We start from the raw sequence: 11959 nt of genomic DNA on the forward strand, positions 1-11959 counted from the left end.
CATATGACCCGATCTGATTTTGTGTTTCGCCGACTTGCGGACGTTGCCTCTGCATCCACCATTGTCCTCATCCTCACCGCCAGGGCTCATGCGGCTGGTTCCGGCATGCCCTGGGAAGCGCCTCTCACCCAGATCCTGGAATCCATCGAAGGTCCGGTTGCCCGTATTGTCGCGGTGATGATCATCGTCATTACAGGACTGTCGCTCGCCTTCGGGGAAGCCTCGGGCGGGTTCCGGCGCCTGATCCAGATCGTCTTCGGCCTTTCCATCGCCTTTGCCGCCACATCGTTTTTCCTTTCATTCTTTTCCTTTGCGGGCGGAGCGCTTGTCTGATGGCCGTTCAAGGATTTGAGATCCCGCTCCACCGCGCGTTGACCGAGCCCATCCTGATGGGCGGTGCGCCGCGCACTGTTGCGATCGCCAACGGCACGCTCGCTGCCGCTCTTGGGCTGGGCCTTCAGCTTTGGAGTGCGGGTGCCGCTGTTTGGCTGATCGGGCATGCGATCGCCGTCTTTGCCGCACGCAAGGATCCCGCCTTCATGGATGTCCTTGCCCGCCATATCCGACACAAGGGCTTTCTTTCATGTTGAACCTTGCAGAATACCGCAAACGGCCGACGGGCCTTGCCGACTATTTGCCTTGGGGCTGCCTCGTTGCTCCGGGTGTCGTTCTGAACAAGGATGGTTCCCTGCAGCGCTCAGCCCGGTTTCGCGGATCTGATCTTGAAAGTGCAACCGAAGCTGAGCTGGTCGCGGCGTGTGCCCGGATCAACAACTTGCTTCGAAGGTTCGGGTCCGGCTGGGCATTGTTCTTTGAAGCGGACCGGCATGATGCCGGACAGTATCCGCGCTCGGACTTTCCTGACCCGCTGTCGGCCCTGGTCGACGAAGAGCGCAGGGCTCTCTTTGAAGCCTCCGACACTCTTTTTGAAAACAGCTATGTGCTGACGTTCACCTGGTTGCCGCCTTCAGAAAGTGTGAGCCGGGCTGAGCGGTATCTGGTCGAAAATTCCGGAAATCGGCACAATGAAAGTTTTCGCGACCAGTTGAAGACCTTCATCGACCGAACGGATCGTGCAATCGATCTGCTCGAACAAGTCATGCCGGAAGCCGAGCCGCTCTCAGACAGCGAGACCCTGACCTACCTGCACAATTGTATCTCCTCCTATCGCCAATCGATCTCGGTGCCGGAGATCCCCGCCTATCTCGACGCTGCGCTTGTCGATACGCCTCTTGTCGGCGGCCTTTCGCCGAAGCTTGGGGAGTTGCATCTCAGACTTCTTACGGTGCTGGGATTTCCGGGCGCCACCACCCCCGGCATTCTCGACGATCTCAATCATCTTGGCTTTTCCTATCGCTGGATGACGCGGTTTTTGCCGCTCGACAAGGCCGCGGCTGAAAAGATGATCCGGCGTTACCGCCGGCAATGGTTCGCCAAACGAAAGTCCATAGGGGCGATCGTCAAAGAGGTCATGACCAACGAACAGTCGGTGCTGATTGACGCCGATGCGGAAAACAAGGCGGCGGATGCCGATGAGGCTCTGCAAGAGCTTGGTGCGGATCTTGTTTCCTACGGTTATGTCACGACGACACTCGTCATCTCCGATGAACATGACCACCGGGCCGATCAGAAGCTCCGATTGGCCAAGCGCGTTACTGACGGGCGAGGTTTTGCGACAATTGAAGAAAGCCTCAATGCGGTGGAGGCCTGGCTTTCGTCTCTTCCCGGACACGTCTATGCGAACGTCCGGGCAGCGCCCGTCAACACTTTGAACCTTGCTCACATGATGCCGCTCTCGGCCAGCTGGGCCGGGCCGGAGCGCAACGAGCATCTGGATGGTCCGCCGCTCCTGACCGTTCGCACCAATGGCACGACGCCGTTTCGCCTGAGCACTCATGTCGGCGATGTCGGCCACACCATCATCGTCGGACCGACCGGCGCAGGCAAATCGGTGTTGCTGTCTCTGATCGCCCTGCAGTTCCGCCGATACCCAAAGAGCCAGATCACGATCTTCGACAAGGGCGGCTCGGCACGGGCGACCGTCCTTGGAATGGGAGGCGCTTATTTTGACCTTGGTGCGGCGAGGGAGGGGCTGAAGGGCGCGCTCGCATTCCAACCGCTGGTGAACATCGATCTGATCATGGAGCGAACCTTCGCGCAGGAATGGATCCTGGGATTACTGACCCAGGAGAAAGTGGAAGTTTCGCCCGACATCAAGGACGCGGTCTGGTCGGCGCTATCGAGCCTTGCCTCGGCACCGCAGCCGGAACGCACATTAACCGGTCTTACCACTTTGCTCCAACGCAACGATTTGCGTCAGGCACTGCTCCCTTACACTCTGGAAGGTCCTTATGGCCGCTTGCTCGATGCCGATCACGACCGGCTGACACTCGGGGCCGTCCAGTGTTTCGAGATGGAAGAGCTGATGCACAGCGAAGGCGCCGTTTTGCCTGTGCTCACCTACCTCTTTCACAGGTTGGAGCAAAAATTCGACGGAACGCCAGCCCTCCTGATCCTCGATGAAGCCTGGCTGTTTCTGGATCATCCAGCATTTGCTGCGCGTATCCGTGAATGGTTGAAGACGCTCAGAAAACGAAACGTCTCAGTGATTTTCGCGACGCAGGCTCTCTCGGATGTTGCCAGTTCCTCGATTGCGCCTGCGATCATTGAGAGCTGTCCGAGCCGTATTTTCCTGCCCAATGATCGGGCAATAGAGCCTCAAGCCAAAGAGATCTACGAGGCCTTCGGACTGAACGGCCGTCAGATCGAAATCATCGCCAGGGCAATGCCGAAACGCGACTACTACTACCAGTCGCGACACGGCAACCGGCTCTTCGAACTCAACCCAGGTCCTGTCGCGCTGGCCTTCATCGCTGCTTCGAGCAGGGAAGATCACGCTCTCATGGATGAGCTCATCGCCGCGCATGGCGAAGAGGAATTCGCAGATTCGTGGCTGCGAGCGCACGGGCTCGAATGGGCTGCAGAACTCACCGGAAACGTCCCCCAATCAGAAGCCGAAGGAGAACTCTGATGTCACGTAGTTTTTTCATAGGTGCTCTTGCCGCGACAATCGCACTCCTGCCCGGGCAAAGCGCTGCCTGGCGGGTGGTCTACGATCCATGGAACCATGCGGAAAATGTGCTGTCGGCAGCCCGTGCGCTGGAGGAGATCAACAATCAGGTCCAGCAACTCTCCAATGAAGCGCAGATGCTGATCAATCAGACCAGGAATTTGGCCAATCTTCCGGTTTCGATTGCCGGCGAACTCCAGGGATCTCTCAATCAGGTTGACCGTCTGATCCAGGACGCGCAGGGGATCGCCTATGAGATTTCCGAAATCGACAGCACCTACCGGCAGTTCTTCCCGGAAGAGTATGCAAGCGGCGTTCCGACGACCAGGATCCTGCAGGATGCCCGACAGACCTGGAACCTGGCGCGCGATGGCTTCCGTCATGCACTTGAAGTTCAGGCGAGCGTTGTCGGCGAAATCAGAACCGACGCAGCCGCGCTCGACCGGTTGATCGGTGAAAGCCAGGGCGCCGTCGGCAATCTTCAGGCCGTTCAGGCCGGCAATCAATTGACGGCACTTGCCGCCAAACAGTCCATGCAACTCCAGAGCCTCCTGGCCGCATCCGCGCGCGCCGATGCATTGTCACAGGCCGATGTGCTGGCTGCCCATGAGCGCGGCCAGGCCCGGTTCGAACATTTTGTGGGAAGCGGATCCGCTTACTCGCCGCACTGACCTAAAGCCAAATTGAAGAAGCTCATCATCCGAGCGGCGGTGACCGGACTGCCGCTCGGAACGGGAAACCATGTCTTGCAGCTCGAGCGAAAGAACACGCAATGGATGACCTGAACGTGATCGACCGATTTACCGAAACTTTCGTTCGTTACATCGATTCCGGCTTTGGGCTTCTTGCACCCGATATTGCCTTTCTGACGACGATCCTGATCGGGATAGACGTCACGCTTGCAGGACTGTTCTGGGCGCTTTCCGAAGACCGGTCCCTGCTGCCGTCGTTGGTCCGCAAAGTCCTTTATGTCGGCGCATTCGCCTTTATTCTGAACAATTTCTCCGACTTGTCTTCCATTGTCTTTAAGAGTTTTGCAGGGCTCGGGTTGCAGGCGACCGGGTCTCCGATCAGCGCCGATGATTTGATGAGGCCGGGTTTCGTTGCCACGGCCGGGTATGATGCGGCGCTGCCGCTGCTGGACGAGGTTTCGACACTCATCGGCCCGATCGCGTTCTTCGAGAATTTCGTGACCATCGTCGTCCTTCTGCTTGCCTGGATCGTTGTGCTGATCGCCTTTTTCATCCTGGCAATCCAGCTCTTCATCACGATCCTGGAATTCAAGCTGACGACACTCGCAGGCTTTGTGCTTGTTCCCTTTGCGCTCTGGAACAAGTCAGCTTTTCTTGCCGAACGGGTGCTCGGAAATGTGATTGCCGCCGGCATCAAGCTCATGGTGCTCGCCATTATTGTCGGTATTGGTTCGACGCTCTTCGGTGAGTTCGCGTCGTCCTTTTCCGGTGGCGACATCACGTTGGCGCAAGCCGCCTCGACAGTTCTCGGTGCTCTGTCGATCTTCATGCTCGGGATTTTTGGAACCGGTATTGCTGCCGGGCTAGTATCCGGCGCGCCGCAACTCGGCGCCGGCACTGTCGCTGGTTCCGCTGCAGGGCTGTTACTTGGCGGAGCAGCTGCGGGCGGTGTTGCGCTCGGAGCAGGCGGCGCTGTTGCTTCGGGTGGTGTCGGCGCGACGCGCGCAGCCGCGGCGATGGCCGGCGGCGCAACAGCTTCGTTTCAGATGAGCAAGACTGCTTCAGGGGAAACCGGTGCAGCCGGGATTGCCGCAGGGGTCGCGGGTGTCGTGCGTGCGGGAGCAGGGACGATTGGCCTTGGCGCCCGGAAACTGGCGACGAGTGCGACGAGCGGAATACGTGACTCGTATGAAAATGGAGAACGCGCCGCTTCTTCTACCTCCGGTACCGCGGAAGCCAATGCCACGCGGAATAGCCCAGGCGAACCCGCAAAATCCGGAGCACCTGACTGGGCACATCGGCTCCGCCGCGAACAAAGGCTGAGAGAAGGTGTGACCATCGCCGCCCATACCCTGCGCGACGGTGACCGGCCCGTCTCCGGCGACACTCCTAAACTTGATCCCAATGACTAAGAGGCGAGCGATGTTCTTCAAGCGAGCAACCATCTCCTACGGCAGGACGCCGGAACCCGAAACGCCGTACCAGAAGGCAGCTCAGGTCTGGGACGAGCGGATCGGATCCGCGCGCGTCCAGGCACGAAACTGGCGCCTGATGGCCTTCGGTTGCCTGGTTCTCGCCGGCGGACTCTCCTTTGGTGTCGCCTGGCAAACCGGCCACAGCACAGTCACGCCTTACGTTGTCGAGGTCGATCGGCTGGGTGAAGTGAAGGCAATTGGACCGGCGCTCGAAGCCTATTCGCCAAGCGATGCACAGATTGCATGGCACCTCGCCCGGTTCATCGAGAACGTCCGCTCGTTGTCGATAGACCCGATCATTGTCCGCGAGAACTGGTTGGCTGCCTATGACGTCACGACCACTGAAGCTGCAAATACACTGAACGAATTTGCGCGACAGAACGATCCCTTCGGCAAGGTCGGCACGAAGACGGTCACCGTCGAGGTGACAAGCGTTGTGCGCTCCTCGCCAGAGAGCTTCGATATTCGCTGGCGTGAGGAAGAGTTCGAGAACGGAACGCTCGGCGCCACGACCCATCACCGGGCTGTCGTGACGGTCATCGTCAAGCCACCCCGTACCGAAGCTGCTCTGAGGCGGAACCCGCTCGGCATTTACGTCCACGCGGTGAACTGGAGCCGCGAACTCACTCCCAAAGAAGAAAAGTGATGAAACTGATGAAGAGACTGATCTTTCTTTGTGTTTCCGTCAGCCTTGGTGCTTGCACCCAAAAGCAGTTGCCACCGGAAATCGATTTCGACGCAGCCACCTTCGATCAGGCGAGCCTTACTGTCGACCCTCCGGGTCCGGTAACGATTGTTGAAAAGCCAAAACTTCTGCCTTTGCCGGGACAGATGAAAAAGGCGCCGGGCATCGTCAGAAAAACCAAGGATGAGCGGACACCGGAAGAACGTATCGCATCCGCCAACGAGGCCGCGAAAATCGAGCCAACCGGGGGCGGCTATATCAACGCGATCCAGATCTATCCATACGTCGAAGGCGCGCTCTATCAGCTCTACACTGCTCCGGAACAGCTCAGCGACATCGCACTCCAAACCGGTGAGGCAATTGTTGCTGTATCTGCCGGCGATACTGTCCGATGGGTCATCGGGGATACGGTGAGCGGGACAGGGGACAAGGCTCGTGCCCATGTGCTGGTGAAACCGATTAAAGAAGGTTTGAAAACCAACCTGGTCATCATCACCGACAGGCGCACTTATCATCTGGAACTGACCAGCGACACCGAAACCTATATGGCGTCGGTTTCCTGGCACTATCCGCGCGACGAGCTCCTGGCGCTCCAGCGCCGCAACGTTCAGGCACACTCAGCCGCGGAAATCGTTGCTGACCGGGGCCTTCGCCTGGATCAGCTGAAATTCCGCTACCGACTGAGCGGTGATACGCCGTCCTGGCGTCCGGTGCGGGTCTTCGATGACACACACAAGGTCTATATCCAATTTCCGGAAAGACTGGATCAGGGGGAGGCGCCACCGCTTTTCGTCGTCGGGCCCAATGGCGAGAACCAGCTCGTCAATTACCGGGTCAATGGCAGCTATTACATCGTCGACCGGCTCTTTGCCGCGGCGGAATTGCGTCTTGGGACCAAGCCTCAGCAGGTTGTCCGCATCACCCGTTCAGACGGCCGGCCTGCCGGACGACGCTCGCTATTCGGGTTCCTTGCTGGTGATAAGAGGGGAGCCAGATGAGTTCAGATACAATTGGCGCCACACCTAAACTTGATCCTGAAGATCTCGAATTGCGCGCAAGGCCCAGACCTGTGAAGCGGATCAATCGGCGTTTGCTGTTTCTGCTTTCGAGTGCCGGTCTGGTGTTGATTTCAGGTGCGGTTTTCGTAGCGCTCGATCCGCCGCAGATCCTTGACCGCCCAGGAACTGGCAAGGAACTCTACCGAACCGAAAATCATCCTACGCCCGACGGTTTTGATCAGCTTCCGAGCAGCTACAGCGATCTTGCGCCGAAGATTAAGCTAGGACCACCTCTGCCGGGTGATCTAGGGACCGGGTTTGTGCGGGCAGAGCGGGATCTCGGCGTCCGGACGGCACCGGAGTTGCCCTTCCGTCCTGACCCGGAAGCAGATGCCGCTCGCGCCGATCGAATTCGTCTGGCGCGGCTGGCGCAACAGGGGCGGGAATCCGGCGTCTTTTTCCAGCTCAACACCAAGTCCGTTGGAACCGGCAGCCAACTGGGTTTGAGTGTGTCACCGGTTGACCAGCCGGACACCTTAAGCTCGAACCGAACACAGTCGCCGAGGTACTCATTTCAACCGGTCTCTGGTCAAACGGATCCGTTCGAAATTGACACCGGGTCAGACCAAAATGGGCAGCTTCACAAGCAGGCGTTTCTGAACGGTGGGGTCGAAGACGACATCTATAGCAAGCACAGTTTGCAGGAACCGCTTTCACCTTATCAGCTCATGGCCGGAACCGTCATTTCGGCAAGCCTGGTAACCGGTTTGAATTCTGATCTGCCCGGCAAGGTGATCGCGCAAGTCACAAGCAATGTCTACGACAGTTGGACGGGACAGCATTTGCTCGTCCCACAAGGTTCACGTCTCATCGGCACATACGACAGTCAGATATCGTTCGGTCAGGACAGGGCGCTTGTTGTTTGGCAGCGCATAATAATGCCGGATGGATCCTCCATCGTGATCGATAACCTGCCGGCAACCGACACCACCGGGTATGCGGGGCTTCACGATAAGGTAGACTTTCACACGTGGCGGCTGCTGAAAGGAATAGCCTTGTCGACGCTATTGGGCGTCGGCAGTGAGCAGACCTTCGGCCAGGATGAGCGCGATCTGGTCGAGGCGCTCAGAAGTTCGATCCAGGATAGTGCCAACCAGGTTGGGCAGAGCCTGGCTGAACGCAATCTCAACATTCAGCCGACCATCACAATACGTCCCGGTTGGCCACTCAGGATCATCGTGCACAAGGATGTTGTGCTGAAACCCTACGGCCAACAGGGAGGAGCACAATGACATTGAAACTGGGCAAGCTCCCTGATCGTGAGGCCGTAAAAATTACCTTCACCGCTGACGTCGAGCTGAAAAAAGCCTTGAACGATTACGCTGAAATCTACCGGCAGGCCTATGGGCAAAAGGAAACCGTTTCTGACCTGATCCCATTCATGCTTACGTCGTTCATGGACGCGGATGCCGGATTTAAGCGAGCGCGAAAACAACTTGCCGAAAGGCGGTCTCAATCTTCGCAAGATCAATTTCAGGAGACTTGAAAATGGCGACCATCGGCAGTTTCACCGCCAGTAAAGACGGCTACATGGGCACAATCCGAACGCTGACCATCAACGTTAAAGCCAGCATTGTCGCCAATGACAAGAAAGCTTCTGAAGGTGCGCCAGATTTCCGGGTCTATGCCGGCCCCGCTGAACTTGGCGCTGCGTGGAAATCGAAAACCAATGACAACCAGTCCAGAGAGTACCTAAGTGTGCTGTTGGACGATCCGAGCTTTTCCAATCCGATCCGAGCGGCCCTTTTTGAGGAAGAAGGCACGGCGTTCTTGGTGTGGAACAGGCGGGAAGGATGATAGGCAAGTTTGGGGCTGTGAAAAGACTGTCGGCTTACGTGATCCGATCGCGAATAGCTGACATTCATTGGCCCTAGTTGTGGTGACGATTCCGGCCCGAACCTTCCGTTCATCTATCCATAGCAGTGTCGCTGTGCGGCCCACCAGACCGACCTTTCGCTGCGAGCGCAAACTCTTAGGCAGATCACCAACCAACGTCAGCGCGTACCAACTGATATTTTGGGTCGGGTCTGCGAACTGACCCCTGAGCTAATTTCGACTTTGGTGGAGCTATCGTGCTCATTTTGTTGCCAAGACAAATAGCTCTCAAGTTAGTAATTCCTCAGATGTACTTTCGGTAGTCCGAGCTTACTGATTGTCCCTCACCAAGGTATTTGAGCACCTCGCCGACCTTCCGTGCGGCCCGGATTGGAATGGGCAGTTTCTGATTTATCTGCGTTGAATTCCAATTGATCTTTGTCAGCGAAAACACTTCGTCTGCGATCTGCGTAACGGTACTTTCGCTCGATTCATGCGGACATAGAAGCAGGGGGTTGGGGACATACTGACCTGGATAGGTCCCATAATAGGGGATGCTCCCATTGGTGTAGAGCAAACCCTTTCCATCGAGATCGATGAAGGTTCCGCGCAGGACAGGATAGTCTCCATCGCGAAGGACTTTCGCTGAGTAGTGCTCCTGTACCCATACGAGGTCACGCAGCTCTGCGCCACATTCGTCCAGCGCTTCCAAGAACCCATCTGCTTCTTCATCGCGGAAACGCGATGTCTTCATGATGATGACTCTTGCTGGATAGTGCTTGTGGTGCGCCCGGTACGCGCTCAGAACGTTCTTGACGAGCTCATAGGCGTCCTCCTGCTCCATATAGGGGTGCTTACCCCGAGATTCAGTTTGGGCTCGCCCCCCTTTCAAAATGAACCCTTTGCCGCGCTCGTCGAACATTTGTGCCGCACTCGTCCAAAGCTGCTGACCATCAATGTCTCGATAGAAGCTGATGCCGATGTAGCAAGCCTTGTACTCCCCCTCTTGCGGTTGTCGACGCCACGGAACACGGCCACTGCCCTTGTAGTAAAGGGTTGTTAGCAGGTTCCAGCTGCGCCCTGCTTCATCCTGTATCTTGCGATCGGCAGATTCCTTGATTTTTCGAGGTATCTTCGCCGTGTCGTCAAGTACATCCTCCCAGACAATCTGGATGGAGAAGTTCAAGGGCATTGCCCTGGCCTTGAGCAATCCGCGAAAGTTCGGTGCGTCTGATCCGCCGCTGTCTTCCTTCTCGGTGGTGGATTTCGCTTCGACCTTCGCTCCCCAAACCCGTTCGATCAGTCGTACCGGGAGAGCGACCATGGCGACATCAGGTCGATCTCCGCTATCTTCCAGAACCTGCAGCCTTTCGCAGATCATCTCCACAGCCAACTCGACCGCCTTATTGTGGTCCGGCTCTTTGATCACCTTGTCGATCTGTGACTTGGAAAGTGCCTCAACTGAATGTTCGCCAATTTCGAACCCGCATCTGAAGGGGTTTTGGTTCTTCAGTCCCGGGAAATCCGGGTGAAGATTTGGGTGCTTTTGTGTGTTGCCCTCAAACCCGTCCGTTGCTGCCTCCATAAAAGCCTTGGCATCTTCAATGGTCTTTGAACTACCGACGACGCCAATCTTGATGACCTCACCGACATACGTCTGATGTGGACCGGCATCACTCAGACCCAACCTTGGGTCAGGATGACTGTGCCTGTCTCCAAATTCGAGCAATGGCTCATCAAAAATCTTGCCTGTAAATTCAGTCAAGCTGAAGTCCCTCCAGCAAATCGTCTTCTGACTCACTACCCTTCTTGGATTTCGACGATGCCCAGGCCTTTTCGGGGACTGTTGTGGGCAAGCTGACAGACGGGGGCGGGCCGAACCCGAGGTACTTTTCACCTGAGTGATACGATCCAAAAAGATCGTCTTTGGGCACCTCGCTGCCAGACAGGAAGCGATGCCACATGATCACCTGACCACGGAGAGACGCGTTGTTGTCGAGACGTTTCTTCCCCGCCAAAAGTGCGGCCGGATATGAATGTGGGATAAATCCATTGGTTGTGAAATGATATGTTGGACTCAAAATCAGGAACCACTGGTCAAGCATCAATTCGAACCGAGCGGAGAATGCATGGTGACGAACAAAGGCGATCCTGTCTTCGTCCTTTTTATCCTTGACCGCGTTGACGACATCAGCCTCTGCCCGGTTCACCGTGGACTGATATTTGAACACTCGACTTTGATTCTCGACTTCCGCCAGGAAGTAGAAAATTTTCCGTTCTTTGTCCCATCCCAAATCGCGACCAAACTGGTGTCGTAGGACTTGTTTCAGCAAAAAAGAGAAATTGTTTTGCTCATTGATGTCTTCGTGAAACGCGATCATAGATGTTTCGATTGCTTCAACCTGATCCTCATCCACGATCTGCGCGGTGCATTCTTCTCGCGGGTCATGGAATGACCAGAAAGTTCGACCCTTTATGGCCCAATCAAAACGAGGCGATTCATCTCCATCAAACAGGATCGCCATGGCTTGTTTTGATGTGTACGGCGTGGACGCAACGAAGATTTCGTTAGGTAGCTTGATTGGAAGCATGTTCACCAGGGCTTCTTCGCCGCCACCCAAAGGTGGGACATAGTAGCCATGTCCGGCTTTGGGCACAGTCAGTTGGGCGAGGCTGTCGGCCGACTGATGGTTTAGAAGATCCGCATTTTTGTCAAAGACCAGTTTTCGCTCATCCACGCTGAACGCATTCGGTATCTCCTTCCAGTAGAAGGTTTCATCGGACCGGCGATACAAAACCAGGATGACAGGCAGATTTGAATTACGCCAATAGTGAAGGTCTTCGGTTCGAAGCAAATAAGTAAAACCTTCGTCGGTCTCATTGGAGTATTTCGCCTTGTCTCTGGCTTTGACCTGTACAGCGATCATTTTCGCCAGAGGCGTTCCATCGTCCATGACCTCAGCGATACCATCTATGCCCGCTTCCAGACGCGATCGCCCATCGAACTGAAATCCAATATTTAAGAAACGGGTCTTGGCGGCTGACTCGCCGATTTCTCCTATGAGTTGACTATCTGTGATCCTTTTTGACATATCCACCTAATAGAACATTTCAGAAACAAATCCTACAAGGGTTGCAACTTTTTCGCGTAGCCTGCATTTGGT

Annotated in this window: 12 protein-coding genes; 10 read left to right on the forward strand and 2 right to left on the reverse strand. The window is 56.2% G+C overall.

From position 1 onward, the window contains the following. Positions 1-3: 3 nt before the first annotated feature. The 10 genes from B0E33_RS18965 to B0E33_RS19010 all read left to right on the forward strand — a co-directional run bounded on the left by B0E33_RS18965 (position 4) and on the right by B0E33_RS19010 (position 8777). Positions 4-333, forward strand: a complete 330-nt coding sequence (locus tag B0E33_RS18965; RefSeq protein WP_077292082.1) for a TrbC/VirB2 family type IV secretion system protein — start codon at positions 4-6, stop codon at positions 331-333. Next, positions 333-590: a VirB3 family type IV secretion system protein gene (locus B0E33_RS18970; RefSeq protein WP_077292083.1), complete on the forward strand. Its 258-nt coding sequence runs from the start codon at positions 333-335 to the stop codon at positions 588-590. Before B0E33_RS18965 ends, B0E33_RS18970 begins: the two co-directional genes overlap by 1 nt. Then, positions 584-3031 (forward strand): conjugal transfer protein TrbE, encoded by a 2448-nt coding sequence (trbE, locus tag B0E33_RS18975; protein ID WP_077292084.1) that lies wholly within the window; start codon positions 584-586, stop codon positions 3029-3031. Before B0E33_RS18970 ends, trbE begins: the two co-directional genes overlap by 7 nt. Further along, positions 3031-3741: a P-type conjugative transfer protein TrbJ gene (gene trbJ / locus B0E33_RS18980; protein WP_167579566.1), complete on the forward strand. Its 711-nt coding sequence runs from the start codon at positions 3031-3033 to the stop codon at positions 3739-3741. The genes trbE and trbJ overlap by 1 nt, the downstream gene beginning before the upstream one ends. 101 nt (positions 3742-3842) lie before the next feature. After that, positions 3843-5174, forward strand: coding sequence for a P-type conjugative transfer protein TrbL (gene trbL, locus B0E33_RS18985; protein ID WP_077292086.1), 1332 nt, complete (start codon positions 3843-3845; stop codon positions 5172-5174). A 10-nt stretch (positions 5175-5184) separates the two neighbouring features. After that, positions 5185-5883 (forward strand): conjugal transfer protein TrbF, encoded by a 699-nt coding sequence (trbF, locus tag B0E33_RS18990; protein WP_077292087.1) that lies wholly within the window; start codon positions 5185-5187, stop codon positions 5881-5883. Next, the gene (trbG, locus tag B0E33_RS18995; protein WP_206051382.1) at positions 5883-6920 is read left to right on the forward strand and encodes a P-type conjugative transfer protein TrbG; all 1038 of its coding nucleotides are present in this window, start codon (positions 5883-5885) and stop codon (positions 6918-6920) included. The genes trbF and trbG overlap by 1 nt, the downstream gene beginning before the upstream one ends. Continuing rightward, the gene (locus B0E33_RS19000) at positions 6917-8212 is read left to right on the forward strand and encodes a TraB/TrbI/VirB10 family type IV secretion system protein (RefSeq protein WP_077292088.1); all 1296 of its coding nucleotides are present in this window, start codon (positions 6917-6919) and stop codon (positions 8210-8212) included. The genes trbG and B0E33_RS19000 overlap by 4 nt, the downstream gene beginning before the upstream one ends. After that, the gene (locus B0E33_RS19005; RefSeq protein WP_077292089.1) at positions 8209-8466 is read left to right on the forward strand and encodes a DUF2274 domain-containing protein; all 258 of its coding nucleotides are present in this window, start codon (positions 8209-8211) and stop codon (positions 8464-8466) included. The genes B0E33_RS19000 and B0E33_RS19005 overlap by 4 nt, the downstream gene beginning before the upstream one ends. 2 nt (positions 8467-8468) lie before the next feature. Further along, complete coding sequence (locus B0E33_RS19010; protein ID WP_077292090.1) at positions 8469-8777, forward strand: DUF736 domain-containing protein; 309 nt, start codon at positions 8469-8471, stop codon at positions 8775-8777. Between the two features lie 322 nt (positions 8778-9099). Here the strand turns inward: B0E33_RS19010 and B0E33_RS19015 are convergent, their stop codons facing one another. Both B0E33_RS19015 and B0E33_RS19020 read right to left on the reverse strand, forming a co-directional pair. Then, on the reverse strand, positions 9100-10560 hold the full coding sequence (locus tag B0E33_RS19015) for an argonaute/piwi family protein (RefSeq protein WP_077292091.1): 1461 nt from the start codon (positions 10558-10560) through the stop codon (positions 9100-9102). Next, on the reverse strand, positions 10553-11887 hold the full coding sequence (locus B0E33_RS19020) for a DUF4365 domain-containing protein (protein ID WP_077292092.1): 1335 nt from the start codon (positions 11885-11887) through the stop codon (positions 10553-10555). Before B0E33_RS19020 ends, B0E33_RS19015 begins: the two co-directional genes overlap by 8 nt. Positions 11888-11959: the final 72 nt, after the last annotated feature.

This window comes from Roseibium algicola, from assembly GCF_001999245.1.
GTDB classification, from domain to species: Bacteria; Pseudomonadota; Alphaproteobacteria; order Rhizobiales; family Stappiaceae; genus Roseibium; species Roseibium algicola.

Bases quoted from the DNA above. Each gene is read 5' to 3' on its own strand.
- B0E33_RS18965 (WP_077292082.1), top strand. From the start codon at position 4: ATGACCCGATCTGATTTTGTGTTTCGCCGACTTGCGGACGTTGCCTCT.
- B0E33_RS18970 (WP_077292083.1), top strand. From the start codon at position 333: ATGGCCGTTCAAGGATTTGAGATCCCGCTCCACCGCGCGTTGACCGAG.
- trbE (WP_077292084.1), top strand. From the start codon at position 584: ATGTTGAACCTTGCAGAATACCGCAAACGGCCGACGGGCCTTGCCGAC.
- trbJ (WP_167579566.1), top strand. From the start codon at position 3,031: ATGTCACGTAGTTTTTTCATAGGTGCTCTTGCCGCGACAATCGCACTC.
- trbL (WP_077292086.1), top strand. From the start codon at position 3,843: ATGGATGACCTGAACGTGATCGACCGATTTACCGAAACTTTCGTTCGT.
- trbF (WP_077292087.1), top strand. From the start codon at position 5,185: ATGTTCTTCAAGCGAGCAACCATCTCCTACGGCAGGACGCCGGAACCC.
- trbG (WP_206051382.1), top strand. From the start codon at position 5,883: ATGAAACTGATGAAGAGACTGATCTTTCTTTGTGTTTCCGTCAGCCTT.
- B0E33_RS19000 (WP_077292088.1), top strand. From the start codon at position 6,917: ATGAGTTCAGATACAATTGGCGCCACACCTAAACTTGATCCTGAAGAT.
- B0E33_RS19005 (WP_077292089.1), top strand. From the start codon at position 8,209: ATGACATTGAAACTGGGCAAGCTCCCTGATCGTGAGGCCGTAAAAATT.
- B0E33_RS19010 (WP_077292090.1), top strand. From the start codon at position 8,469: ATGGCGACCATCGGCAGTTTCACCGCCAGTAAAGACGGCTACATGGGC.
- B0E33_RS19020 (WP_077292092.1), bottom strand. From the start codon at position 11,887: ATGTCAAAAAGGATCACAGATAGTCAACTCATAGGAGAAATCGGCGAG.